23 protein-coding genes, 1 pseudogene and 1 riboswitch are annotated in these 24,806 nt (G+C 72.3%); of the genes and pseudogenes, 9 read left to right on the top strand and 15 right to left on the bottom strand.

Features of this window, described 5'->3' with window-relative positions; translation table 11 throughout:
* Positions 1 to 35: 35 nt before the first annotated feature.
* The 10 genes from G8D98_RS13465 to G8D98_RS13420 all read right to left on the bottom strand — a co-directional run bounded on the left by G8D98_RS13465 (position 36) and on the right by G8D98_RS13420 (position 12,708).
* A complete protein-coding gene (locus tag G8D98_RS13465) occupies positions 36 to 671 on the bottom strand; it encodes a glycerol-3-phosphate acyltransferase (RefSeq protein WP_229661945.1) in 636 nt (211 codons plus the stop codon).
* Positions 672 to 674: 3 nt separating this feature from the next.
* On the bottom strand, positions 675 to 1,559 hold the full coding sequence (locus G8D98_RS13460) for a DegV family protein (RefSeq protein ID WP_166104358.1): 885 nt from the start codon (positions 1,557 to 1,559) through the stop codon (positions 675 to 677).
* Positions 1,560 to 1,595: 36 nt separating this feature from the next.
* Positions 1,596 to 2,987 carry an aminotransferase class V-fold PLP-dependent enzyme gene (locus tag G8D98_RS13455; protein ID WP_166104355.1) on the bottom strand — a complete coding sequence of 464 codons (1,392 nt, stop codon included), beginning with the start codon at positions 2,985 to 2,987 and terminating at the stop codon, positions 1,596 to 1,598.
* A gap of 42 nt (positions 2,988 to 3,029) precedes the next feature.
* Positions 3,030 to 3,143: riboswitch (SAM riboswitch) on the bottom strand.
* An 81-nt stretch (positions 3,144 to 3,224) separates the two neighbouring features.
* Positions 3,225 to 4,877, bottom strand: coding sequence for an amidohydrolase (locus G8D98_RS13450; protein WP_166104352.1), 1,653 nt, complete (start codon positions 4,875 to 4,877; stop codon positions 3,225 to 3,227).
* Complete coding sequence (locus G8D98_RS13445; protein ID WP_308788832.1) at positions 4,877 to 5,803, bottom strand: ABC transporter permease; 927 nt, start codon at positions 5,801 to 5,803, stop codon at positions 4,877 to 4,879. Before G8D98_RS13445 ends, G8D98_RS13450 begins: the two co-directional genes overlap by 1 nt.
* Positions 5,800 to 6,720: an ABC transporter permease gene (locus G8D98_RS13440; RefSeq protein ID WP_166104349.1), complete on the bottom strand. Its 921-nt coding sequence runs from the start codon at positions 6,718 to 6,720 to the stop codon at positions 5,800 to 5,802. Before G8D98_RS13440 ends, G8D98_RS13445 begins: the two co-directional genes overlap by 4 nt.
* Positions 6,713 to 7,939: a polyamine ABC transporter substrate-binding protein gene (locus tag G8D98_RS13435; protein ID WP_166104345.1), complete on the bottom strand. Its 1,227-nt coding sequence runs from the start codon at positions 7,937 to 7,939 to the stop codon at positions 6,713 to 6,715. Before G8D98_RS13435 ends, G8D98_RS13440 begins: the two co-directional genes overlap by 8 nt.
* Before the next feature lie 23 nt (positions 7,940 to 7,962).
* Complete coding sequence (locus G8D98_RS13430) at positions 7,963 to 9,117, bottom strand: ABC transporter ATP-binding protein (RefSeq protein WP_229661944.1); 1,155 nt, start codon at positions 9,115 to 9,117, stop codon at positions 7,963 to 7,965.
* Positions 9,118 to 9,304: 187 nt separating this feature from the next.
* The gene (gene leuS / locus G8D98_RS13425) at positions 9,305 to 12,220 is read right to left on the bottom strand and encodes a leucine--tRNA ligase (RefSeq protein WP_166104477.1); all 2,916 of its coding nucleotides are present in this window, start codon (positions 12,218 to 12,220) and stop codon (positions 9,305 to 9,307) included.
* 161 nt (positions 12,221 to 12,381) lie between these two features.
* Positions 12,382 to 12,708 carry a DMT family transporter gene (locus G8D98_RS13420; RefSeq protein ID WP_166104343.1) on the bottom strand — a complete coding sequence of 109 codons (327 nt, stop codon included), beginning with the start codon at positions 12,706 to 12,708 and terminating at the stop codon, positions 12,382 to 12,384.
* Between the two features lie 72 nt (positions 12,709 to 12,780).
* Between G8D98_RS13420 and G8D98_RS13415 the strand changes: the two genes are divergently transcribed.
* The 3 genes from G8D98_RS13415 (at position 12,781) to G8D98_RS13405 (ending at position 14,535) form a co-directional block, all read left to right on the top strand.
* Positions 12,781 to 13,338: a TetR/AcrR family transcriptional regulator gene (locus G8D98_RS13415; RefSeq protein ID WP_166104341.1), complete on the top strand. Its 558-nt coding sequence runs from the start codon at positions 12,781 to 12,783 to the stop codon at positions 13,336 to 13,338.
* A gap of 68 nt (positions 13,339 to 13,406) precedes the next feature.
* Positions 13,407 to 13,892, top strand: a complete 486-nt coding sequence (locus tag G8D98_RS13410; RefSeq protein WP_166104338.1) for a glutathione peroxidase — start codon at positions 13,407 to 13,409, stop codon at positions 13,890 to 13,892.
* 37 nt (positions 13,893 to 13,929) lie between these two features.
* A complete protein-coding gene (locus tag G8D98_RS13405; protein ID WP_166104336.1) occupies positions 13,930 to 14,535 on the top strand; it encodes a DNA-3-methyladenine glycosylase I in 606 nt (201 codons plus the stop codon).
* 68 nt (positions 14,536 to 14,603) lie between these two features.
* Here G8D98_RS13405 and katG read toward each other — a convergent pair whose 3' ends face one another.
* The 3 genes from katG to G8D98_RS13390 form a co-directional block, all read right to left on the bottom strand.
* Positions 14,604 to 16,805 (bottom strand): catalase/peroxidase HPI, encoded by a 2,202-nt coding sequence (gene katG / locus G8D98_RS13400; RefSeq protein ID WP_166104333.1) that lies wholly within the window; start codon positions 16,803 to 16,805, stop codon positions 14,604 to 14,606.
* A gap of 67 nt (positions 16,806 to 16,872) precedes the next feature.
* Positions 16,873 to 17,304 carry a Fur family transcriptional regulator gene (locus tag G8D98_RS13395; protein ID WP_166104331.1) on the bottom strand — a complete coding sequence of 144 codons (432 nt, stop codon included), beginning with the start codon at positions 17,302 to 17,304 and terminating at the stop codon, positions 16,873 to 16,875.
* Positions 17,305 to 17,361: 57 nt separating this feature from the next.
* Entirely contained in the window at positions 17,362 to 17,910 is a 549-nt protein-coding gene (locus G8D98_RS13390) for a putative immunity protein (protein ID WP_166104329.1), read from the bottom strand.
* Positions 17,911 to 17,986: 76 nt separating this feature from the next.
* Here G8D98_RS13390 and G8D98_RS13385 point away from each other — a divergent pair, with 76 nt between their 5' ends.
* Positions 17,987 to 19,768 carry a GNAT family N-acetyltransferase gene (locus tag G8D98_RS13385; protein ID WP_166104326.1) on the top strand — a complete coding sequence of 594 codons (1,782 nt, stop codon included), beginning with the start codon at positions 17,987 to 17,989 and terminating at the stop codon, positions 19,766 to 19,768.
* A 305-nt stretch (positions 19,769 to 20,073) separates the two neighbouring features.
* Here the strand turns inward: G8D98_RS13385 and G8D98_RS13375 are convergent, their stop codons facing one another.
* The gene (locus tag G8D98_RS13375) at positions 20,074 to 20,907 is read right to left on the bottom strand and encodes an SDR family NAD(P)-dependent oxidoreductase (RefSeq protein ID WP_166104324.1); all 834 of its coding nucleotides are present in this window, start codon (positions 20,905 to 20,907) and stop codon (positions 20,074 to 20,076) included.
* Positions 20,908 to 21,050: 143 nt separating this feature from the next.
* On the opposite strand from G8D98_RS13375, the gene G8D98_RS13370 reads away from it, so the two are divergent.
* The 3 genes from G8D98_RS13370 (at position 21,051) to G8D98_RS13360 (ending at position 22,463) form a co-directional block, all read left to right on the top strand.
* Positions 21,051 to 21,587 (top strand): TetR family transcriptional regulator, encoded by a 537-nt coding sequence (locus tag G8D98_RS13370; protein WP_166104321.1) that lies wholly within the window; start codon positions 21,051 to 21,053, stop codon positions 21,585 to 21,587.
* Between the two features lie 89 nt (positions 21,588 to 21,676).
* Positions 21,677 to 21,796, top strand: a complete 120-nt coding sequence (locus G8D98_RS15555) for a flagellar protein FlaG (protein WP_166104319.1) — start codon at positions 21,677 to 21,679, stop codon at positions 21,794 to 21,796.
* A gap of 421 nt (positions 21,797 to 22,217) precedes the next feature.
* A complete protein-coding gene (locus G8D98_RS13360; RefSeq protein ID WP_166104316.1) occupies positions 22,218 to 22,463 on the top strand; it encodes a hypothetical protein in 246 nt (81 codons plus the stop codon).
* A 26-nt stretch (positions 22,464 to 22,489) separates the two neighbouring features.
* Here G8D98_RS13360 and G8D98_RS13355 read toward each other — a convergent pair whose 3' ends face one another.
* Entirely contained in the window at positions 22,490 to 23,674 is a 1,185-nt protein-coding gene (locus tag G8D98_RS13355; protein ID WP_166104313.1) for an AlbA family DNA-binding domain-containing protein, read from the bottom strand.
* Positions 23,675 to 23,774: 100 nt separating this feature from the next.
* On the opposite strand from G8D98_RS13355, the gene G8D98_RS13350 reads away from it, so the two are divergent.
* Both G8D98_RS13350 and G8D98_RS15670 read left to right on the top strand, forming a co-directional pair.
* Entirely contained in the window at positions 23,775 to 24,068 is a 294-nt protein-coding gene (locus tag G8D98_RS13350; protein ID WP_166104311.1) for a transposase, read from the top strand.
* Positions 24,065 to 24,649 (top strand): annotated as a pseudogene (locus tag G8D98_RS15670) (DDE-type integrase/transposase/recombinase); the annotation flags it as partial. The gene G8D98_RS13350 and the pseudogene G8D98_RS15670, both read left to right, overlap by 4 nt.
* Positions 24,650 to 24,806 lie beyond the last annotated feature (157 nt).

Below are 24,806 nucleotides of genomic sequence, written 5' to 3'. Positions count from 1 at the left end.
GAGCGCAGCCGCCGACCTGTGGACGGGCGGGAGGCTCAGGCCGGGCCGGCCTCGTCCGCACCGCGTGCGTGCCGCCGCCACCAGGCCCGGATGTTGCCCCGGTGCCGCAGCAGGACGAGGCAGCCGACGCCGAGCAGCCAGCCGGCCTCGGGCGCCCGCGCCCCGGGGAGGACCCCGGCCAGGCCGAGCGCGCCGAGCACGGCGACACCGCCCGCGACGAGGACGGAGGCCTCTCCGACGTACCGGGTGAGCGCGAGCGCCAGCAGGAAGACCACCACGGCCGCGAGGGCCACGAGCGGGGCCAGGGCGAGCACCGCCCCCAGGGCGCAGGCCATCCCCTTCCCCCCGCGACCGCCGAGGAACGGGCTGAACATGTGCCCGAGGAGCACCCCGGTGGCGACGACCAGCGCCATGGAGGTCCCCATCGAGCCCGCGACGGCCGCCGTCGGCAGCCAGGCCTTCGCGACGTCGAGGACGAGGACGAGCAGGCCCCACCGGCGGCCGAGCACCCGCCCTGCGTTCGTGGCGCCGGGGTTGCCCGACCCGGCCGTGCGCAGGTCGTGCCCGAGCGCGCGGGCGAGGATGCTCGCCGGGTTGACCGACCCGACGAGGAAGCCGGCCACGAGGAGGAGCAGCGCCTCGAGGAGCAGGACGACCGGGACCGCCCCCACCGATCAGCCGCCCACCCGGGGGACGACGGCGACGGCCAGCGTGCCGGGGCCGACGTGCGCACCGACGACGGCACCGAGCTCGACGACCTCGACGCCCACCGCCGCGCGGTCCCCGAGCAGCCGTCCGGCCCGTTCGGCGAGGCGGTCGGCCAGCTGCTCGGCCCGGGCCTGCGCGTCGAGATGGTGCACCGCGAGGTCGGCTCCGGCCGGGTGCGCGCCGAGCGCCCGCTCAGCGGCGGTCAGGGACAGCTCCTCGAGCCGGGCGATGGCCCGGCTGGCGGTCCGCACCCGCTCGAGCGGGACGATCTGCCCGTCGCGCAGGCCGAGGATGGGCTTGATCGCGAGCGCGGAGCCGACGAGCGCTCCCGCGCGCCCGATGCGTCCGCCCCGGCGGAGGTACTCGAGGGTGTCGACGTAGAACACGACGCTCGAGCCGGCACAGGTCTCCCGGACGAGCCGCTCGACCGTGGCGGCCGAGGCACCCTCGCGGGCGGCGCGGGCGCCGGCGAGGACGGCGTGGCCCATGACCATCCCGAGCGCGCGGGAGTCGACGACGGTGACGGGCACCGGCGCCTGCTCCGCAGCGAGCTCGGCCCCGGCGACGGTGCTCGACAGCTCGCCCGACAGGTGCACGGAGACGACGGCGTCCGCACCGTCTCGGGCGGCGGACTCGTAGGCCTCGAGGAAGGCGCCCGGAGCCGGCCGGGAGGTGGAGACGGGCGTGAAGGCGTGCAACGCGTCGGCCACCCGGGCCGGTCCGATGTCGACGCCCTCTTCGTGCTCGCGCCCGCCGATGACGACGTGCAGCGGCACGACGTGGACGGGCAGCCCGTGCAGCGACCCCGGCGGGAGGTAGGCCGTGGAGTCGGTGACGAGCGCGGTGGGCACGAGCGCAGGCTAGCGGGCGGCGACCCACCGGGCGGGTCACCAGGGCAGGGCGGCCTCGAGCGTGCGCGGGTCGACGGACGGCTCCCAGCCGGCTCCCTCCCGCAGCCGGTACTCGCCGGCCGGCCCCGCGGCCGCCAGCCGGGCGACGGCGGTGAGGAGGCGCTCGACGTGCTCGGCGGTCGTCGCCAGCCCGGCGCTGGCCCGCACGGCGGTGTCGCCGCCCGCTCCGGCCCGGGAGAGCAGGGTGTCCACGAGCCGGTGCGCGCAGAACTTGCCCGCCCGGACCCCGATGCCGTCCTCGGCGCTCAGGGCGGCGGCCACGAGATGGCTGTCGAGGCCGTCGACGGTGAAGGCCACGACGGGGACGCGCTCGTGGTCCTCGCCGAAGAGCGAGAGGGTCCGGACGCCGGGGACGGCGCGCAGGCCACGCAGGAGCCGCTGGGTGAGGGCAGCCTCGTGCGCCTCGACGGCGCCGCGGTGCTCCCGCAGCGCGGCGCACGCGGCCGCGAGCGCGACGGCCCCGACGACGTTCGGGCTGCCGCCCTCGTGCCGGGCGGCGCCGGTGGCCCAGGTGACCTCGTCGGCGGTGACGGCGAGGCTCGCACCACCGCCGGCCAGGTAGGGCGGGGCCGCGTCCAGCCAGTCGGCCCGGCCGACGAGGGCGCCGGCCCCGAACGGGGCGTGCAGCTTGTGCCCCGACAGCACGAGCCAGTCCGCCCCGAGACCGGCGAGGTCGACCGGCCGGTGGGCGAGCAGCTGCGCGGCGTCGAGGAGCACCCGGGCGCCGTGCCGACGGGCGAGGCCGACGATCTCCTCGAGCGGCCACAGCTCCCCCGTCACGTTGGAGGCTCCGGTGACGACGACGAGCGGCTGCGGGCCGTCGGCGAGCCCGGCGAGGGTGTCCCCCAGGGCCGCCACCGCCTGGGCGGGGCTGTGCGGGACCGGCAGCCGGTGCGTCCGCTCCGCGTCCCACGGCAGCAGCGAGGCGTGGTGCTCGCTGTCGAAGACGACGACGGGCGTCGCGTCGGGGAGCGCCCCCGCCAGGAGGTTGGTCGCGTCCGTCGTGGTCCGGGTGAAGACGACGAGGTCCTCGGGCCGGGCACCGACGAAGCGGGCGACCTCCTCCCGGGCCGCCTCGTAGTGCGCGCTCGTCACCCGCGAGAGCCACCCCGTCCCGCGATGGACCGAGGAGTACGTGGCGGTCACCGACGCCACGGCCCGGGCCACGCTCGCCAGCGCCGGCGTGGAGGCGGCGTGGTCGAGCTGGGCGTAGTCGACGAGGCGGCCGTCGAGCAGCGGGACGGTCGGCGCGAGGACCGTGGCCGGCAGCAGTGCGGGCGACAGGGCCCGGCCGGGCGCGTCGGGGCCGCGGGTCAGCGTCGCCGTCGGGGGGACGTGGCCGGTCGTGGTCGTGTGGTGGGTGGACATCGATGCTCCCGAGGGCCAAAGGACCCTCGGCGTGCCACCGGGATCCCGCGCTTGCCGACGCCGCTGCGGCGCCGACCCGGTCGTCACCCGGGGCACCCCACCGCGGAGGAGGGTTGCCGGCCAGCAAGCCGGGGCTTGACGCTGGCACTCGTGACCTGTCACCGGCGAGTCTGGCGACCGGGGTGGGTCGTGTCATCCGCGGTCCACCCTGCGAGATGGCCCGCGACGGGCGGGCCCTCAGGCGTCCGGCGCCGCGTACACCCGCTCACCGTCGACGAACGTCTGCAGCACGCGGGTCTGCCCCACGTCCTCGGCCGGGCCGGCGAACGGGTCCCGGTCGAGGACGACGAGGTCGGCCAGCGCCCCCTCGCGGATGCTCCCGGTCCCCTCGAGCCGGTTGACGTACGCCGAGCCGGCCGTGTAGGCGGTGAGCGCCGTGGCGAGGTCGATCCGCTGCTCGGGCAGGAACACCGGGTGCTCCGGCTCCCCCTCGCGGTGGGCCTCCGGCACCTTCCGGTTGACCGCGACGTGGATCGCGGCGAGCGGGTCGGCCGTCGAGACCGCCCAGTCCGAGCCCATGGCGAGCACCGCACCCGAGCGCTGGAGGTCACCGAACGGGTACTGCCACGAGGTGCGCGGCTCGCCGAGGAACGGGATGGTCAGCTCGACCATCTGGGCCTCGAGTGCCGCCCAGAACGCCTGCATGTTCGCGACGACCCCGAGCTCGCGGAAGCGGTGCACGTCGTCGGGGTGGACCACCTGGATGTGCGCGATGTGGTGGCGGGCGTCCCGGCGGCCGTTGGCGGCCAGCGCCCCCTCGACCGCGTCGAGGCACTCGCGCACCGCGCGGTCGCCGATGGCGTGGAAGTGCAGCTGGAAGCCCGCGGCGTCCAGCTGCACGGCGGCCGGCATCAGGGTCTCGACCGGGACGAACGAGATGCCGGAGTTGTCGGTGTAGCGGCCGTGGCCGTCGCAGTACGGGTCGAGCATCGCCGCGGTGAAGTTCTCCGGCACGCCGTCCTGCATGATCTTCACGCTCGTCGCGCGGAACCGGCTGCTCGAGAGGCGCTCCCGACGCTCGATGATGTCCGGGACCTGCTCGAGACCGGCGTTGCGGTCCCACCACAGGGCCCCGACGACCCGCGCCGTGAGCCGGCCGGACTCGTCGGCGGCGCGGTAGGCCGCCGCGGGGTTCCCGCCGTCGCCGTAGTCACCGATGATCGCGTCCTGCCAGGCCGTGACGCCGAGGGAGTGCAGGTGGGCCTGGGCGCGCAGCAGCCCCTCGAGCCGCTCCCCGTCGGTGGTCTCGGGGGCGACCCGCCCGACGAGCGCCATCGCGCCCTCGTGCAGCGTCCCCGAGGGGTTGCCGTCGGCGTCCCGCTCGATCCGCCCGTCACGCGGGTCGGGGGTGTCCCGGTCGATGCCGGCGCGGCGCAGCGCGGCCGAGCTGACCCAGGCGCCGTGCCCGTCGCGGTTCGGCAGGAACGCGGGGCGGTCGCCGACGACCGCGTCGATCGCGGCGGCCGTGGGGGTCCCCCCGGGGAAGGCCGCCATCGACCAGCCGGCGCCGAGCACCCACTCCTGCTCGGGGTGCTCGCGGACGTAGTCGCCGATCCGGGCCAGGTACTGCTCGGCGGTGGACAGCTCGGTGAGGTCGCAGCGCAGCATGTCGACCCCGGCCCACACCGGGTGCACGTGCGCGTCCTGGAAGCCCGGCAGGAGCATCCGCCCCGCGAGGTCGACCCGCTCGGTCCCGGGCCCGGCGAGGTCGAGCACCTCGTCGTGGCCCACCGCGACGACCCGGCCGCTGTCGACGGCCACCGCCGTCGGGCGGGCACGGACCCCCCGTGAGGTGAAGACCGGTCCGCCGGAGAAGATCAGGTCGACCACTAGCCGCCTCCCATGGTGCGTGCGATGTCGGTGGCCGAGTCACCGCTGCGTCGGAGGACGAGCGCGACGAGGCCGAGGGCGAGCAGGGTGAGCACGAGCATGACCGTCGAGACCGCGGCGATCTCCGGGCGCAGGCCCGAGCGCAGGGCCGACAGGACGTACACCGGCCACGGGGTCGTGCCCGAGACCTGGACGAACGCCGAGACGATCGTGTTGTCCAGGCTCAGCGTGAACGAGAGCAGGTAGCCGGCGAGCACCGCGGGCATCGCGAGCGGCACGGTGATCCGGCGGAAGGTGCGCACGGGCGGCGCGTAGAGGTCCCCGGAGGCCTCCTCGAGGGACTCGTCGAGGCCGACGAGCCGGGCCCGCACGATGTAGCTGACGACGGCGGTCGAGAACAGCGAGTGCCCGACGACGAGCCGGACGATCCCGCCGTTGAACACGCTCAGGCCGGCGTCCGAGCCGAGGTAGACCAGCCACGGCAGGAGCGAGACCGCGTCGACGATCTCGGGCGTGACGGAGACGAGCAGCAGCAGCCCGATGAACCAGTAGGTCCACCGCCCCGGTCGCCGGGCGAGCGCCACCCCGGCCATCGTCCCGAGGAAGGTCGCGAGCAGCGAGGAGAGCACCGCCACCTGGACCGACACGAGGACGGCGCTGCGGATCGCCGGGCGCTCGGTGAGGGCCCGGAAGGACCCGAACCCGAAGTGGTCCCAGGCGATGAGCAGGCGGCCCTCGTTGAACGAGTACACGATGACGACGACGATCGGGGCGAAGAGGAAGACGAGGACCGCGAGCCCGCCGAGGGTGAGCAGACGGTCGGCCCACGAACGCGGCGGACGGTTGCGCGGCGGGGGGCCCGCGCCGGCCGGGTCACCCGCGGGGGCGGCCTGGCCCGCCGCGCCGAGGTCGCTCCCGGCGCTCACGGTGCGTCCTCGAGGACGAGGCGGTGGCGGGCCTGCAGCGGGCGGGAGGCCAGCCAGTACAGCCCGGCGATGACGGCCACCGTGGCCGCGATGACGAGGATGAGGACGACGGCCATCGCCGAGCCGAGCGCCCAGTTCTGCGCGGTCTGGAACTGGCTCGCGACGAGCTGGCCGACCATGTTGCCCCGGGCCCCGCCGAGGACGGTGGCCGTGACGTAGTCGCCCATGAGCGGGATGAACACGAGCACCGTGCCCGCGATGATGCCCGGGCGGGCGAGCGGGAGGGTGACCCGGGTGAAGGTGCGCCAGCGGTTCGCGCCGAGGTCCTTGCTCGCCTCCCGCAGCGGCTCGCCGACCCGGTCGAAGGCGACGAACAGCGGCAGGATCATCAGCGGCAGGTAGTTGTAGACGACGCCGATGAGCACCGCCGTGCGGGTGTAGAGGATGTCGAGCGGCTCGCCCGTGAGGTGCAGCGTCTGCAGCAGCGAGGAGAGCCACCCCTGCGGGGCGAGGATGACCTGCCAGCCGATCGTGCGCACGAGGAAGTTCGTCCAGTACGGCACCATGACGAGCGCGACGAGCAGTCCACGGCGGTTCGGCGGTGCCTTGACCGCCATCCAGTAGGCCGCGGGCATCCCGACGAGCAGACACAGCAGCGTCCCCGCCACGCCGACCCAGAGAGTGTTCTGGAAGGTGGCGAAGAAGGTCGAGGAGAAGGTCTCGCGGTAGCGGTCGAGGGAGAGGACGTCGTTGGCGTGCGTCCCGAACAGCCCGGGCTTGTAGCCGAAGCTGAACCACACGATCGTCCCGATGGGGACGACGAAGAAGGCGACGAGCCACACCCCCGCCGGCAGGGCGAGCGCGTAGCGCGGAGCACGCAACCGGGGCCGCGCGGCCTCGGGGGCGAGGTCAGGCACCCGCTGCGGCCTTCGCCTTGTTCCAGATGTCGACCGTCCGCTGCTGGGCGTCGTTGACCTCGCCGGTCTTCATCGTCGCGATCTGCTCGGGGGTGAAGAAGACCAGGTCGAGCATCTCCAGCCCCTCCTTCTCGGCCTGGGCCTCGATGTCCTTGGCGCCGGTGTGGTAGCCGATGTAGTCGACGTTCTTCAGCTGGTTCTCCGGGGTCAGGACGTAGTTGATGAAGGCGTGCGCCGCCTCGGGGTGCGGCGCGCCCGCCGCGATCGCCCAGTTGTCCATCCACAGCTCGGTCGCCGGGCTGCCGAGGACCCACTGCCACTTGTCGGGGTCCTTGCTCTCCTGGATGCCGATCCGCGCGTCGCCGTTCCACACCTGCATCAGCCAGTGCGTGCTCTGCGGGATAGCCTGGCCGCCGGGGTAGGAGTCGAACGCGGCGATGTGCGGGGCGAGGGTGTTGACGACGAAGTCCTCGGCGGCGTCGAGGTCCTCGGCCTTGGTCGTGTTCCAGTCGATGCCGTTGGCCCAGTAGTAGATCCCGGTCACCTCGGCCGGGTCGTCGAGGACGGAGACCTTGCCGCTGGCCTCGTTCGTGGCGGCGTCGATGAAGTCGTCCCAGGTCGTCAGCTCACGGGTGATCTTCGTCGTGTCGTAGACGAACCCGGTGGTCCCCCACGCCTTGCAGATGGAGTAGTTGTTCTCCGGGTCCCAGGACTGGCCGAGGAACTGCGGGTCCATGTACTCCAGGTTGGGAATGAGCTCCTTGTTGATCGGGGCGAGGAGCTCGTTCTGGACCATCTGGGGGATGAAGGCCCCGGTGGGGACGACGATGTCGTAGCCGCCGGTGCCCTTGCTCGCGACGAGCTTGGAGATCAGCTCCTCGTTGGAGCCGAAGGAGTCGGTGGTGATCTTCGGGCCCTTGCTCTTGGTGAAGCTCTCGAGCACCTCCGGGGCGTCGTAGTCGCCCCAGGAGTACATCGAGATCGAGCCCTCGAGGGGACCGCCGGTCGCGACCTGGCTCGCGGGCGCGTCGGTGGGCACGGCGGTGGCGTTGCTGCTGCCGCCCCCGCCGCTGCCGCCGTCGCCGCAGGCGGACAGGACGCCGGCTCCCCCGGCGGCGGCCGCCAGGCCGAACAGGTTCCGTCGGGTCAGCTCGCGCCGGATGCGCGGGACGGCCGAGGTGTGGGCGAGGATGCGCAGCGGCTGCTCGGGGCTCGTCATGGGGTGGTCCTCTCCGGGAAGGGTCAGCTGGACGGCTGGTCGGGGACGGTGGTGGGTGGTGGCGCGGAGTGCGCCCCGTCGTGGGGGAAGACGTGGACGTCCTCGGGGCTCCAGTGGCACCACGCCGGGTCGCCGACGTCCAGGCGCGGTGCCCGCGGGGTCGGCCGCCGCACGAGGAGGGTGTGCTCGTCGCCGGCGTCGACGAGGAACTGCCGGGTCTCACCCTGGTGCGCGACCCCGATGACGGTGCCCTTGACGGTGTTCTCGCTCGTGCCGTCCGGCTGGTCCGCGGTGAGGTCGACGAACTCCGGGCGCACCGCGACCCGGACCCGCTCCCCTGGCCGGGTCTCGCTCGGGCGCGAGGAGCGCATCGGCCCGAGCTCGGTCTCCACGGCGCCAGACTCCCCCGCCCGGCCCTCGAGGAAGTTCTGCTGACCGACGAAGCCGGCGACGTAGGCCGAGGCCGGCGAGGAGTAGATGGTGTCGGCGTCGCCGAGCTGCTCGACCTTCCCCTCGCGCATGATGGCGATCCGGTCGCTCATCGAGAGCGCCTCGCCCTGGTCGTGGGTGACGAACACGAAGCTGATGCCGAGCCGGGACTGCAGCAGCTTCAGCTCGACCTGCATCTCCTCGCGCAGCTGGCGGTCCAGCGCCCCGAGGGGCTCGTCGAGCAGCAGGACCGAGGGGCGGTTGACGAGCGCCCGGGCGAGGGCGACCCGCTGCTGCTGACCGCCGGAGAGCTGGGTGGGACGGCGGTTGGCGTAGCTGCGCATCTGGACCATCTCGAGCGCCTCGGCGACCTTGCCCCGGATCTCACTCTTGGGGGTGCGCTGCTGCTCGAGCCCGTAGGCGACGTTCTCGGCGACCGACATGTGCGGGAAGAGGGCGTAGGCCTGGAAGACGGTGTTGACCTGGCGCTTGTAGGGCGGCACCCCGAGCACGCTGCGGCCGTCGACGAGGATGTCACCGGTGTCGGGGTACTCGAAGCCCGCGATCATCCGCAGGGTCGTCGTCTTCCCGCATCCCGAGGGGCCGAGCAGGGAGAGGAACTCCCCGCGGCGGACGGTGAGGGTGAGGTCGTCGACCGCGGCGACCTCGCCGTAGAGCTTGCTGACCCGGCGCAGCACGACGGCGTCGGCGGGTGCCGCGTCGGTCTCGGCGGGTGGGGGTGGCGTCACGTGTCGGCTCCTCGTGCGGGTTCCGGCGATTCAACCCGACTCGACCCCCGGTTCGCAACGGTTTCGCGTGACGATCATGTTTCGATCCGTGCCCGCACCCGACGCCAGCCCACGGAATCCGCATCCCGGGCGGCCCCGCCCTGGGCCCGTCGCCGAGGGCGTGGGGCCCCGGCCGGGGCTCCCCGGGTCAGGCCGGGACGACGTTGACGAGCTTGGGGGCACGCACGATCACGGTGCGCACGCCGTTGTCCAGGCTCGCCTGCACCTTGGGGCTGGCGAGCGCCAGCTCGCGCAGCGCGTCCTCGGCGATGTCGCTCGGCACCTCGAGCCGGTCGCGCACCTTGCCCCGCACCTGGACCACGCAGGTGACCGTCTCGTCGACGAGCAGCGCGGGGTCGGCCACCGGGAACGGCTCGTGGGCCAGCGAGTCCGGGTGGCCCATCCGCATCCACAGCTCCTCGGCGATGTGGGGCGCGAGCGGGGCGACCATGAGGACGAGCGCTTCGGCGGCCTCGCGCGGCACCCCGGCCTCGAGCTTGGTCAGGGCGTTGTTCAGCTCGGTGAGCCGGGCGATGGCGGTGTTGAAGCCGAGCTCGCCGAGGTCGGTGCGCACGGCGTCGATGGTCCGGTGCAGCACCCTGGCGGTCTGCGCGTCCGGAGCCTCCTCGAGCACCCGCAGCGCGCCGGTCTCCTCGTCGACGACGTTGCGCCACAGCCGCTGCAGGAACCGCTGGCTGCCGACGACCGCCCGGGTGTCCCACGGCTTGCTCTGCTCGAGGGGCCCCATGCCCATCTCGTAGAGGCGGAAGGTGTCGGCGCCGTAGGCGGCGTACATGTCGTCCGGGCTGACCATGTTCTTCAGCGACTTGCCGATCTTGCCGAACTCACGGGTGACCGGCCGGCCCGCGTAGGTGAAGGTCACCTGGCCGTCCTCGCCCACCTCCTCCTCGACGGCGGAGGCCTCGACGTACTGGCCGCGCTCGTCGGTGTAGGCCGGCGCCTGGATGTACCCCTGGGCGAAGTACGTGCGGAACGGCTCGTCGGAGGAGAGGTGCCCGAGGTCGTGGAGCACCTTGTGCCAGAACCGTGCGTAGAGCAGGTGGAGGACGGCGTGCTCGACCCCGCCGACGTACAGGTCGACGCCGCCGGGGTCACGGGTGCCCGTCGGGGCGCCGGCGACCGGCTGCTCGCGCGGGCCCATCCAGTACGACTCGTTCTCGGGGTCGACGAGGGCCTCGGCGTTGGCCGGGTCGAGGTAGCGCAGGTAGTACCAGCACGAGCCCGCCCACTGCGGCATGACGTTGGTGTCCCGGCGGAAGCGGCGCCGCCCGCGGCCGTCGCCGAGGTCGAGCTCGACCTCGACCCAGTCGCGGTCGCGGGCCAGCGGCGGCTCGGGCTCGCTCTCGGCGTCCTCGGGGTCGTAGACCCGGGGGCTGTAGTCGGGCACGTCCGGGAGCTCGACCGGCAGCTGGTCCTCGGGCACGCCGTAGGCGATGCCGTCCTCGTCGAAGACGACGGGGAACGGCTCGCCCCAGTAGCGCTGACGGGCGAAGAGCCAGTCGCGCAGCTTGTAGGTGACCGCGCCGCGCCCGAGGCCCTTCTCCTCCAGCCAGGCGGTCATCCGCTCCTTGGCGTCGGCGACGCCGAGACCGTCGAGGCTGAGCTCGTCGTTGGTGGAGTTGACCGCCGGCCCGTCGCCGGTGAACGCGGTGGACTCGTCGTGGCCCGCCGGTGGCTGCACGGTGCGCACGATGGGCAGCTCGTAGGCCGTGGCGAAGTCCCAGTCGCGCTCGTCCTGGGCGGGGACGGCCATGATCGCCCCGGTGCCGTAGCCCATGAGCACGTAGTCGGCGACGAAGACCGGGATGCGGGCCCCGGTGACCGGGTTGGTCGCCCAGCCGCCGGTGAAGACGCCCGTCTTGGCCTTGCCCTCGGCCTGCCGCTCGAGGTCGGTCTTGGCCGCCGCCGCGGCGCGGTAGGCCTCGACGGCCGCGCGCGGGCTCTCGGCGCCGGCGGTCCAGGCCTCGCGGGTGCCCGCAGGCCACCCGCCGTCCGGGACGAGGGCCTCGAGCAGGGGATGCTCGGGGGCCAGCACCATGAACGTCGCGCCGAAGAGGGTGTCGGGACGGGTGGTGAACACCTCGATGCCGGGCCCGGAGGCGGCGTCGGCCAGCGGGAAGGTGACGTGGGCACCCTGGCTGCGGCCGATCCAGTTGCGCTGCATCGTCTTGACCTTCTCGGGCCAGTTCACCCGGTCGAGGTCGTCGGCGAGCCGGTCGGCGTACTCGGTGATCCGCATGACCCACTGGCGCAGGTTGCGCCGGAAGACCGGGAAGTTGCCGCGGTCGGAGCGGCCCTCGTTGGTGACCTCCTCGTTGGCCAGGACGGTGCCGAGCCCCGGGCACCAGTTGACGGTGGCCTCGAGGGACTGCACGAGCCGGTGGGCGTCGAGGATCTCGGCGCGCTCGACGTGCGAGAGGTCCTCCCAGCCGCGCCCGTCCTCGGCCGGCAGGGAGCGCTCCCCGCGGCGGTACTGCTCGACGAGCTCCTCGATCGGCCGGGCGCGCCCGGTGCCGCCGTCCTCGCGCGGGGCGTCCGGGTCGTACCACGCGTTGAAGATCTGCAGGAAGATCCACTGCGTCCAGCGGTAGTAGTCCGGGTCGATGGTGCGGATGGCGCGGCGGTCGTCGTGGCCGAGGCCGAGGCGGCGCAGCTGGCGCGCCATGATCGTGATGTTCTCCTCGGTGGTCTTCCTCGGGTGCTGCCCGGTCTGGACGGCGTACTGCTCCGCGGGCAGGCCGAAGGCGTCGTAGCCGAGGCAGTGCAGGACGTTGCGCCCGAGCATCCGGTGGAAGCGGGCGTAGACGTCGGTGGCGATGTAGCCGAGCGGGTGGCCGACGTGCAGGCCGGCGCCGCTGGGGTAGGGGAACATGTCGAGGACGAGCAGGTGCCCGGCGGAGTACCCGGCCACGGCCTGCGGGTCGCCCCAGGGGCCCGCGGGGTTCGGGGCGTGGAAGGTGCCGCGCTCGGCCCAGCGGTCCTGCCAGGCCACCTCGATCGTCCCGGCCAGCTCGGCGGTGTAGCGGTGCGGGGTCTCGCTCATCTCGTCCTCGTCGTCGTTGCGTCCTGCGGCCATGAAAAAACCCCTCGCACAGGAGGGGTCGCCGCGCGGGTCGGGTGGCCGGCGCGGCTACGCAAGGAGCAGGGAACTCGTCACGGGGTCAGGGTAGCGCAGCGCCGCGGGCCGCCCGCGCCGCGTCCGGCTCAGTGGGCCGCGCCCTGGAGGTTGAGCAGGACGACCCCGGCGACGATGAGCGCGATGCCCGCGAGCTTGGCCGGCCCGAGGGGCTCCCCGAGCCAGAGGTAGCCGACCACGGCGATCGCCGCGGTGCCGAGCCCGGACCACACCGCGTAGGCGACCGAGACCTCCATCCACCGGACGACGAGCGTGAGCAGCCAGATCGACAGGACGTAGCCGGCGACGACGGCGAGGCTCCACCCGAGGTCGGTGAAGCCCCGCGCGCGCGGCAGGGCGGCGGTCGCGCTGACCTCGACGGCGATGGCGAGCAGCAGCAGGAGGAAGGCGGGCATCGGCGGTCTCCGGGCGGCGTCGATGTAGCAGGTGCTACATGGACACTGTAGCAGCCGCTACACTCATCTCTCGTGGACCGCCGGGAGGACCTCGTCGAGCGCGCGACCGACTACGTCCTCGAGCACGGCCTCGTCGGGCTGAGCCTGCGGCCGCTCGCCGCGGCGCTCGGGACGAGCGACCGGATGCTCCTGTACCACCTCGGGTCCAAGGACGAGCTCGTCGTCGCCGTCATTCGCTGCTCCACCCACCGGGCGCTCGCGCAGCTGCAGGCGCTGCCGGCCTCCCCCTCCGCCGGCCGGGCGGTCCTCGACCAGTGGCGGCTGCGCTCGGCGCCGCAGCAGAGCCGGTGCGAGCGCCTGTACGTCGAGGCCTCCACGCTCGGGGTCTTCGGCGAGGAGCCGTACGCCTCGGCGGTGGCCGCGACCAACGCCCGGTGGCTGGCCGCCGTCCGTGACCACCTCGCGGCCTCCGGCGTGCCCGAGGACCACCTCGAGGGGGTGGCCGGGCTCGTCGACGCCGCGTTCATGGGCTTCGCCCTCGACGCCCCCTTGGCCCCCGGCGCGCAGCCGACGGGCCTGGCCGCCCTCGCCGAGGCAGTGGAGGCGCTGGCGGCGGTCCGTCACGGCTGACGCGGCCCGGCGGCGCCGCCGCCCGACGGGGCCGCCGCCCGTCGGGGCCGCGTGCGACGATTGGGGGCATGAGCACCCTGTCGGACTTCACCGCGACGACCCTTCAGGGCGAGGAGCGCAGCCTGTCCGAGTACGCGGGCGACGTCGTCCTCGTCGTCAACACCGCGAGCAAGTGCGGCTTCACCCCTCAGTACGCCGGCCTGCAGTCGCTCTACGACGAGCTCAAGGACGAGGGCTTCGTCGTCCTGGGCTTCCCGTGCAACCAGTTCGCCGGCCAGGAGCCGGGAACCGAGGACGAGATCGGGCAGTTCTGCCAGCTCAACTACGGGGTCAGCTTCCCGATGTTCGCCAAGGTCGACGTCAACGGCCCCCAGACCCATCCGCTCTTCCGCTGGCTGAAGTCCGAGCGCAAGGGCGTCCTCGGCGGCCGGGTGAAGTGGAACTTCACGAAGTTCCTCCTCGGGCGGGACGGCGCGGTCCTCGGCCGCTGGGGCCCGAACACCGAGCCGGCGGCCCTCGCCGACGAGGTCCGGGCCGCGCTCGCCGCCGGATGAGCGCGGGGCGCCCGCGACGCCCGCCCGGGAGGTGGCCGTGAGCGAGCCGGGGCTCGTCGTCGGCGAGGACGGCCGTGCCCGCCCACCGTGGGCCGCCACCGACCCCCTGCTGCGCGAGTACTACGACCGTGAGTGGGGGATGCCGGTCCGCGACGAGCGCGGGATGTTCGAGCGGCTGAGCCTCGAGGCGTTCCAGGCGGGGCTGTCGTGGGCGACGATCCTGCGCAAGCGCCCCGCCTTCCGCAGCGCGTTCGACGGCTTCGACCCCGAGCGGGTCGCCGGCTACGACGAGCAGGACCTGCGGCGGCTGCTCGCCGACCCCGGCATCGTGCGCAACCGGGCCAAGGTGCACGCGACGGTGACCAACGCCCGGGCCACCCTCGCGCTGCGCACCGACCCCGAGGGCGACCTCGCCCGCCTCGTGTGGTCCTTCGCACCGGACCGCACGCCGCGCCCCCGGACCCCCGCCGAGGTACCGACGACCTCCCCGGAGTCGGCGGCACTCTCGCGGGCGCTCAAGGCCAAGGGGTTCGTCTTCGTCGGGCCGACGACGATGTTCGCGCTCATGGAGGCGGTCGGCATCGTCGACACCCACCTCGTGGGCAGCCACCGCCGCGGCAGCAGCGGGGTCTGGCCCGCCTGAGCGGCCCCCGGGACGCCCACGGGCCGGCCCCCGCGAGGAGGCCGGCCCGTGGGTGGGAGCCCGCGGGCTCAGCGGTGCAGGTCGAAGCGGTCGTTCTCCATGACCTGGACCCAGGCGGCGACGAAGTCCTCGACGAAGCGGTCCTCGCCGTCGACGCTGCCGTACACCTCCGCGATGGCGCGCAGCTGGGCGTGCGAGCCGAGGACGAGCTCGGCCGCGCTGGCGCTCCAGCGTCCGTCACTGCTGTCGTAGACGTTCTCGGCGCTCGCCGAGGTCGACCAGGTCAGCCCCGGCGCGAGCAGCGTGGCGAACACGTCGTTGGTCAGCTGCCCCGGCCGGTCGGTGAGCACCCCGACCGTGCTGCCGCCGACGGTGGCCCCGAGGGCCCGCAGGCCGCCGACGAGCACCGTCATCTGGGGCGCGGTGAGTCCGAGGAGGTTGGCCCGCTCGAGGAGCAGGGCCTCCGGACGGGCCTTCTCGCCCGCACGCAGGTACCCACGGAACCCGTCGGCTCGCGGCTCGAGGACCGCGAAGGAGTCGACGTCGGTGCTCTCCTGGGTGGCGTCGGTGCGCCCCGGGGTGAAGGGGACGGTGACCTCGCGCCCGGCCGCGCGGGCGGCCTGCTCGATCCCGGCCGAGCCGCCGAGGACGATGAGGTCGGCGAGCGAGACGGTGCGCCCGCCCGCGTCGTCGAACTCCTGCTTGACCCGCCGCAGGGTCTCCAGGACGGTGGCGAGCTCGGCCGGCTCGTTGACCTCCCACGAGCGCTGCGGCTCGAGAGCGAGCCGCGCGCCGTTGGCGCCGCCTCGCATGTCGGTCTTGCGGAAGGAGGCCGCCGAGGCCCAGGCCGTCTTGACCAGCTGCTGGACGGTGAGCCCGGAGGCGAGCAGCGCGTCCTTGAGCGCCGCGACGTCCTCGTCGGTGAGCGGCTCGCCCGATGGCGCGGGGACCGGGTCCTGCCACAGCTGGGGCTCGGGGACCCAGGGCCCGAGGTAGCGCGTCACCGGGCCCATGTCGCGGTGGAGCAGCTTGTACCAGGCCTTGGCGAAGGCGAGGCGGAAGGCCTCGGGGTCCTCGTGGAAGCGGCGGGAGATCTGCTCGTACTGCGGGTCGAAGCGCAGGGCGAGGTCGGTGGTGAGCATCGTCGGCGGCCGGCTCAGCGAGCCGTCCTCGGGGTCGGGCACGGTGTTGGCCCCGGCGCCGTCCTTCGGCTGCCACTGCCACGCACCGGCGGGGCTCTTGGTCAGCTCCCACTCGAAGCCGAAGAGGTTGTCGAAGAACTTCGTCGACCACTGGGTGGGCGTCTGGGTCCAGGTGACCTCGAGCCCGGAGGTGATGGCGTCCCGGCCCTTGCCGCTGCCGTACTCGCTCTTCCAGCCCAGGCCCATGGAGTGCACCGGGCAGCCCTCGGGCTCGGCGCCGACGAGGTCGGGGTCACCGGCGCCGTGGGTCTTGCCGAAGCTGTGCCCCCCGGCGATGAGGGCGACGGTCTCCTCGTCGTTCATCGCCATCCGGGCGAAGGTCTCGCGGATGTCCCGGGCCGCCTTGAGCGGGTCCGGCTCGCCGCCCGGCCCCTCGGGGTTGACGTAGATCAGGCCCATCTGGACCGCGCCGAGCGGGTTGGCCAGGTCGCGCTCCCCGCTGTAGCGCTCGTCGCCGAGCCAGGTGTCCTCGGTACCCCAGTTGACCTCCTCGGGCTCCCACACGTCGGTGCGCCCGAAGCCGAACCCGAAGGTCTCGAAGCCCATGTCCTCGAGGGCGACGTTGCCGGCGAAGACGAGCAGGTCGGCCCAGGAGATGCGCTGGCCGTACTTCTGCTTGACCGGCCACAGCAGCCGGCGCGCCTTGTCGAGGTTGGCGTTGTCCGGCCAGGAGTTCAGCGGCGCGAAGCGCTGCTGGCCCCGGCCGCCACCACCGCGCCCGTCCTCGATGCGGTAGGTGCCGGCGGAGTGCCAGCTCATCCGGATGAACAGCGGCCCGTAGTGACCGAAGTCGGCCGGCCACCAGTCCTGGGAGGTGCGCATGACCTCGACGATGTCGGCCTTGAGTGCCTCGACGTCGAGCCCCGCGAAGGCCTCGGCGTAGTCGAAGGAGGCACCGAGCGGGTTGGCCTTGTCGCTGTTCGTGTGCAGGACCTGCAGGTCGAGCTGGTCGGGCCACCAGTCCTGGTTCGTCCGCGGGCGGCGCCCGGGGACGGGGGTCGGCGACGGGATCGCCGGGTTCTCGCTCTCGCTCCCCTGCTCGGTCACGCCGTGCTGCTGGTCGGTCACGTCGGTCCATCTCCTGTTCGGTGGTGGTGCGGTGGTCTTCGGGTGCTCGTGGGTCGCGGACGTCGGGTCAGGCGCTCGCGCGCGCGGCGCAGTCGGGGCAGGTGCCCCAGTACACGACCTCGGCCTCCTCGATCGCGAAGCCGTGGTCGCTCGAGGCGGTGAGGCACGGGGTGTCGCCGACGGCGCAGTCGACGTCGGCGACGGCGCCACACGTGCGGCACACGACGTGGTGGTGGTTGTCCCCGACGCGCGCCTCGTAGCGGGTGGCCGAGCCGGCCGGGCGGATGGCACGGACCAGGCCGGCGTCGGTGAGGGTGTGCAGCGAGTCGTACACGGCCTGGTGGGAGACCGACGGCAGCGGCTCGCGCACGGCGGCCAGGATGGCGCCCGCCTCGGCGTGCGGGTGGGCGTGGACGGCGGTGAGGACCTCCAGCCGGGGGCGGGTCACCCGGAGCCCGGCGGCGCGCAGCAGCTGCTGGAGGTCCGGTGGATGAACCATGCGACCACGATGACGGCCTGTCTTGAACCTGTCAAGACACGGGCCGCGGTGGACGGGTCAGCCGGCCGCCGGCGGGTGGGCGAGGTCGGCCTGGATCTCGCGGATCGTGACCGCGAGCATCCCGGAGGTCAGCAGCCCCCGGCCGAGCGGCCCGGAGGGGTCCTCGCCGAGCCGTGGCAGGAGGGCGAGGGCCTTGCGGACCTCGGTGGTCATCCGGCCCAGCTGCCACCGCACCTCGGCACGCCGGCCCGCCTCCTGGTCGCTCGCCGCGAGAGCGGCGGCCTTGGCGGCGTAGGCGGCGGCGCCCAGCGCGTGCGCGCCCATGTGCGCGACCCCCGAGGCCTGCCCGGCCGAGCGGGCCGCGGCGACTGCCGCCGGCGCGCTCGCCGAGCCGGCGGCCCGGCCCGCGAGGAACCGCCGGCGGATCTCCCCCGCCGTGTCCAGCTCGCCGCGGCCGAACGCCCGGGCACGGTCGATGCCGTCACGGGCCCGGCCCTCCCCCGGGGCGTCGGCTTCGAAGAGCGGTAGGACGTGCTGCGCGCAGTCCGCCGCCCAGAGCGCGACGAGGCGGCGGTGGGTCTCGCCGAGCGACTGCGCAGATGCCATGCACCCACCCTCGCACGCCGCGTGGCGCGAGCCGGGCGGACGACAGCCGACGGTACCTCTGACTACAGTCAGAGGTATGACGTCCCGCGACCAGACCGCGACGGTCCGCCTGTTCAACCGCACCGTCACCGAGCGGCTCGGTGCGCTGGAGGAGCACTACCTGGCGCGCGGCCGCTCGCTCGGCCTGGACCGGCTGCTGTGGGAGATCGGCCCCGACGGGCTCGACGTCCGCACGCTGCGCGTGCGGCTCGGCCTCGACTCGGGGTACCTGAGCAGACAGCTGCGCACGCTGGAGGACGAAGGCCTGGTCGAGGTCTCGGCGTCGCCGGGCGACCGGCGGGTCCGACGAGCGACCCTGACGGCTCGAGGGCTCGCCGAGCGGGACGTGCTCGACGAGCGCTCCGACGAGCTCGTCGAGTCGATCCTCGCTCCGCTGACCCCGCGCCAGCGCGCGGAGCTGACCGACGCGGCCTCCACGGTGCAGCGTCTGTTCGCCGCGTCCGCGGTCTCCATCGGCCCGGCCGACCCGGCCCAGCCACGGGCACGGGAGGCCGTCGCCGCCTACCACTCGACGCTCGAGCAGCGGTTCGAGGGCGGCTTCGACCCCGGCCGGAGCGCTCCGACCCGCGACGAGGCGTTCCGCCCGCCCCGAGGTCGGTTCCTGACCGCGACCTCCCACGACGAGGTCGTCGGGTGCGTGGGCGTGACCGTGGCGCCGGACGGCGCGGCTCGGCTTCGCCGGCTCTGGGTCTCCTCCGCCGTGCGCGGCCTCGGCGTCGGCCGTCGGCTCGTGCACGCGGCCGAGGAGGCCGCCGCCGGTCTCGGTGCGCGGCTCGTCCGCCTCGAGACCAACCGCGCCTTGACCGAGGCGGTCGGTCTGTACCGGTCGGCGGGCTACCACGAGGTCGCTCCGTTCGACGACGAGCCCTACGCCCACCACTGGTTCGAGAAGCAGCTCGTGGGCGACCCGGCCCCCTCGGAGCGCGTGGGCTTCGTCGGCCTGGGCATCATGGGCCTGCCCATGGCGCGCCGGCTGGCCGCGAGCGGGCTCCCCCTGACGGTGTGGAACCGCACGCCGAAGGAGGACCGGGAGCTGAGCCTGGCCGACGTCAGAGACGCACGCGAGGTCGCCGAGGTGTTCGCGCAGTGCCGGACGGTCCTGCTGATGCTGCGCGACGAGACGGCCGTCGACGACGTGCTGGGCCGGGCCGACGGCCGGCTGGCCACCCTCGTTGCCGGCCACACCGTCGTCAACCTCTCCACGCTGGCCCCCGGCTACTCCGCGGGCCTGGCCGAGGAGGTCGAGCAGGCGGGTGGGCGCTACGTCGAGGCGCCGGTGTCCGGCTCCCGTCGACCCGCCGAGGAGGGGACGCTGGTCGCGATGCTGGCCGGTGCGCCGACGGACGTGCAGCGGGTCGCCCCCCTGCTGGCCCCGATGTGCGCAGAGTCCGTCTCGTGCGGGCCCGTCCCGTCGGGGACCACGACCAAGCTCGCCGTCAACGTGTTCCTGCTCGCCCTCGTCACCGGCCTCGGGGAGGCGTTCCACTTCGCCCGACGCTGCGGGGTCGACGGCGAGGTGCTGCGCAGCATCCTGGACTCCGGCCAGATGGCCTCGCCCATCTCGAAGCTCAAGGCGGCCAAGCTCGTGGCCGACGACTTCGACGCCCAGGCCGCCGTCACCGATGCCCACCGCAACGCCGCCCTCATCCTCCGAGAGGCTGCCGACCGGGAGCTGCGCACACCGCTGAGCAGCGCCTGCGAGGCGCTGTACGCCGAGGCGGTGCGGCGCGGGCACGGCTCGCAGGACATGGTCGCCGTCGTGCATGCCTTCGACACCTCTCCCCCACCCCCGGTGTGACGCCGCTCCACGCGGCCCTCTCGGGCGCGATAGCCGACGAGGACGATGGTGAGCTGCCCGTTGACGTGCGTGGCGGCCACCTACCGCGACAGGCTGGCCAAGCCGGCGACGTGCTTGCGCAGAGCTGTCGACCAGCTCGCGGGTCGTGAGGCGGTCGGCGGCCGCCTGCGGCGGGAAGCGGCTCCCGTCGCTCGGCACCCGGGCATGGCCTGTGGCGGATCAAGGACCGCAGCTTCGTCGTCCGGCACCAACTCCACCCGGCAGAGCTCGCCGCCTTCGACACCCGCGCCCGGGGGAGCGCGTCCTCAGCCGATGAGTTGCTCGGAGCGTTCCCAGAGTCGGCGGGCGAGGTCGACGTCGTTCGCGAGGGGGTTGAGTCCTTTGCCAGGGGTCTTCTTCGCGTAAAACTCGCCCGAAGCCCAGTCGATCCCCGGCCGCCCGCCGGTGAGCCAGACCAGTTGCTCCGCGCCCTTGTCGGGAGTTGTCAGCAGCACAGCCCGGGAAAGCCGGTTGGTCGCGAGGAACTTCATCAACCGGCTCGTGGTCTCGGACCCGAAGCTGGTGGCGACATTACCGGGGTAGAACGCTGCGGACGAGATGCCTTGGGCGTGATAACGGCGGTGGAGCTCTTTGGTGAACAGGACATTTTCCAGCTTCGCCGCACTGTACGCGCGAACCGGGCTGTAGTTCCTGTCCATATTCAGGTCGGCGATATCGAGGGTGCGCTCCAGGCCGCCGTGCAGTGTCGTGGTCTGAATCACCGATGCGCGAGAAGCGATGAGCTTCCGCATCAGCAAGGTGGTGAGCAGGAACGGTGCGAGGTGGTTGATCTGGAAGGTCTTCTCGAATCCGTCGACGGTCTTTGCCCGATCCCCGAAGACACCGCCAGCGTTGTTGGCGAGGACGTCGAGGCGAGGATACGCGGCGTCCAGTTCCTCGGCCAGATGCCGCACGTCGTCGAGACGAGTGAAGTCCGCAACGAAGTGGTCGGCACCGACCTCGCGTGCCACGGCGGCTGTCTTCTGGGGAGACCTCCCCACCACCACGACAGTGTGGCCATCTCGGGCGAGCCTGCGGGCCGCAGCAGCACCGATCCCGTCACTCGACCCGGTCACCACGACAACCTTCTTCTCACCCACGACGCACCCATCCCGAACGAGACATCTAACCGAATGTGGGACACTGTATCATGCTCAGGATGCGGTACCATTCGACGATGGGCGGACCGCGAGAGCAGCCTGGAGGGTCACGAGCCGTAGCCCGTGAGGCAGTCAAGGCGCACGTGTCGAACACAGCCCGGACCCTCGTTCTCGAGCGGGGATACGAGGCCATCAGCGTGGAGGCCATTTGCAGCGCCGCCGAGATCTCTCGGAGCACCTTCTTCCGCTACTTCGCCTCCAAAGAGGACGCTGTGCTGACCGATATCGAGGAAGCGGCCGAGACATTGCGCAGCGCTCTCAGCGCGCGCCCGGGCGACGAGCCTGTGTGGACCGCAGTGCATCGAGCTCTCGAACCACTCGTCGAGCAGTACGACGCCTCACCCGAACCGGCCCGTCCACTGGCCGCGCTGACCGCGACCACGCCGGCCCTCGCCGCCTACCAACACGAAAAACACTCCGCGTGGCGCGACGCACTTCGTCCCGAGATCTGTCGCCGCATCGGGGTCGACCCTGCCGACCACACCGATCCTCGTCCGACGGCGATCCTCGCCGCCGCGCTCGCCTGCCTCGACGCCGCCATCACCGCATGGGCCACAACCGAACAGACCACCCCCATCTCCGCACTCCTGCGCGCCGCCATGGACAGCACCCGCCTTTAGCGCCGAACACGCCGGTTCCACGCGGCCTCGGGGACTGCTGCACCGTGCCCTGGGCCGGCGCACCCCGGCCGCCGCCTACCGTCACCGCCTTGGTCCACGGCCTGCACATCACCGTCATCGACACCACCACCGGCGAGCTCATCCGCCAGCTCACCCTCGACACCACCCGCCGATACCAGCCCCAAAACCAAGGACTCCCCGAACCCTGAGGGTTCGGGGAGTCCGCGATGTCCTGAGACATCACACTGTGGACCTAACAGGACAACTATCGAACCCCTCTCCTGCCCTCCGGCAGATCCTCGACGGGAAGAAGCCGCAGGTCAGCCGGCCTGCAGTCGTCTGCGAGCCCGTCTCGGCTAAGCAGCAGCAGGTCCGCCTATCGGACACCCAGAAGGCTGAGCTGGTGTAGCGGCACCGCAACGGGGCCTTCAAGAAGGAGCTCGCCCGGGCGTACGGGGTCCACGTCGAGACCGTGCGGGCGATCATCCGAAAGCGCTCGATGGGCCAGGCATGATGACACGCTCGCACGAGTTCAGCCAGCCCCCCGATCGGTCGGATGCAGAGGTCCGAAGCTGAACCATAGGGCGAGGGCGACCGGCAGGCTGTCGCTCATTTCGTAGGCTCACAGACATGGCGAACGAGAAGATCACCGTCGATGAGCTGGCGGAGTTCATGACGCGACAGCTGCCGATGACGTTCGATGTCTTCGAGAAAAACCGGGACGCCGGCAACGAGAACCAGGAGTACTGGGCGCGTGGCCGCGTTGACGCATTCCTGCAACTCATGCAACTACTTGATCGAGATCGCGAGGCGATGCTCCGCGCCGAGTGGGAACGTGTTGTGCACGGCGAAGGGTTCATGAGCGATGAGGACTGACGACCTCCGGTCCAGATGACGCCCGCCTACTCGTCCCCGAGCAACGCACTGAATCGGCTCGTGATGCTGTCCGGATCGTCGAGTTCGTGATCCAGGTCTTCCTTCAGTGCGCTTCGGAGATCAGGTAGGTCGGGCGCGGCATACGCCGGCTCCTCCATGAAGCTCGCAACCTCGGCGATTGCCGAGCTCCACCACTTCTGGGTGCCGCGCTGTGTGCGTTGCTCGTTGCGATCCTTGAGCAGGTCCTGCCAGACCCTCACCTCCCAGCTGTTGCGAGCCGCGTCTAAGGACACGTCGGACGTCAACAACTGACGTAGTCGTCTTTCAAGGTCGTCAGCACGCTTGGAGGTGTGCTCCCACGTGTCGACGGTGAAGTTCCACCAGACCTTTCGGCGGAGGCGCAGAACCCTGTGCGCCAGGTTCTGCAAGGAGTCGTCCTGGAGCGCTTCGACTACATCGTGCAGATCCCGAACCAGTTGCTGCACGTGTCCGACTTCGTACTCAACGGAATCTGCCGAGGCAGCAGCCGACTCAGCTGAGGACGATGCCGATCGCGCGGCATCGGCCGCCTCAACGCTCGTTCCCGTAAGGCGGTGGATCGGGTCGGCGATGTTCTTCTCTATCGCCTCCGCGATCTGGTCGACCTGATTGCCGACGGCTCCGACGGCCGATTGCAGCTCCTCACTGGTCTGACGGAATCGAACAGCAAAGCTGCCGGCCTCGCGGTCTAGGTAGATGCTGAGCAGCTCATCGTCTGTCAGCGCACGGGTCGAGCGGCCTTGTCGTGTCTGGCGGCGCCCCTGGTCATCGAAATGCGGCGGCATTGTTGGCCGAATCTCCACCCGAACAAACGGCGCCTGCTCGGCAACCCCTTCTTCCACGATGAAGGCGTCGACGGGGATCGGTCGGGTCTTGGAGGCAAGGTCCTGTATGCGTGCGACTGCCCGGTCAAGGCCCTTCGAGAGCCCGCACGGCACTCCCCTAACGAGACCAGTGGCCTTATCTTCCACCTCATCGACACCCACCAGAAGGTGCGCCACGTCGCGTGCAGGATCGGCCGCGACCCAGTTGGCGAGGGCAGCCAACAGTCCGGGGCTCACAGCGTCCGCGTCGCGCTTGAACTCGAAACGGCCCGATTCACCCGTTTCCAACATCCGTCGCGCTGCGGCGCTCACCTTCTGGTGGCGCGACGCCTTAGCCGGTTCCGTCATGTCCACGTTCTAACAGCCACGATCGACACATTGGGACTGCTGCACCGATAGGTGACAACCGATCTGTGGCGCCGTGAGGCGCCGCTGGAAGGATGTCCCCGTGCCCAAGCCCTACCCCCAGGAGTTCCGCGACGACGTCGTGCGAGTGGCCCGTCAACGCGAGGACGGGGTCACGCTGAAGCAGGTCGCGAAGGACTTCGGGATCTCCGAGTCCTGCCTGACGAACTGGATGAGCCAAGCCGACCGAGATGCCGGGATCCGCTCGGGGCCCGGCCGTGAGGAGCTCGCGGAGCTGCGCGAGGCCAAGCGTCGGATCCGCACCTTGGAGCAGGAGAACGAGGTGCTGCGCCGCGCTGCCGCGTACCTGTCGCAGGCGAACATCGGCCCAAAATGATGTACCCGCTCGTCCGCGAGCTGGCCGCCGACGGGATCCCCGTGACGGTGACGTGCCGGGTGCTGAAGATCGCGAGAGCGCCGTACTACCGGTGGCTCCAGGGGCCGGTCACCGGGGCCGACATGGTTGCGGCGTACCGCGCCAACGCCCTGTTCGACGCCCACCGCGACGACCCGGAGTTCGGGTACCGGTACCTGCACGACGAAGCCGTCGACGCCGGACAGGTGATGGCCGAGCGGACCGCGTGGGCGATCTGCTCCCAGCACGGCTGGTGGTCCGCGTTCGGCAAGAAGCGCACCCGGAACGGGAAGAAGCCTGGCCCACCGGTCCACGAGGACCGGTGCGCCGTCACTGACAAGCACGGCGTGACCCGGCACGTCTTCACCGCGCACGCCCCGAACCAGCTGTGGCTGGCCGACATCACCGAGCACCGCACCGGCGAAGGCAAGCTGTACCTGTGCGCGATCAAGGACGCCTACTCCAACCGGATCGTCGGCTACTCGATCGACTCGAGGATGAAGTCCCGCCTGGCCGTCGCCGCCCTGGAGAACGCGATCACCCGCCGCGGCGACGTCGCCGGCTGCATCCTGCACACCGATAGAGGCTCTCAAGGCGGATTCAAGCGGTCGTCGCAACACCTCGATCGTGGAGGTGTCGATGGGAGTTCGGGAGCGTCAGCAGCAGGTCCGGTTGTATCGGGGGCAGGTGCCCTCGCCGGGGCGGCCGACGGTGGCGTGG

It is taken from the genome of Phycicoccus endophyticus (assembly GCF_011326735.1).
Classification (GTDB): Bacteria; Actinomycetota; Actinomycetes; order Actinomycetales; family Dermatophilaceae; genus Phycicoccus; species Phycicoccus endophyticus.
Note: the sequence above shows the minus strand (reverse complement) of the source record. Positions and strands in the feature narration are given on the sequence as shown.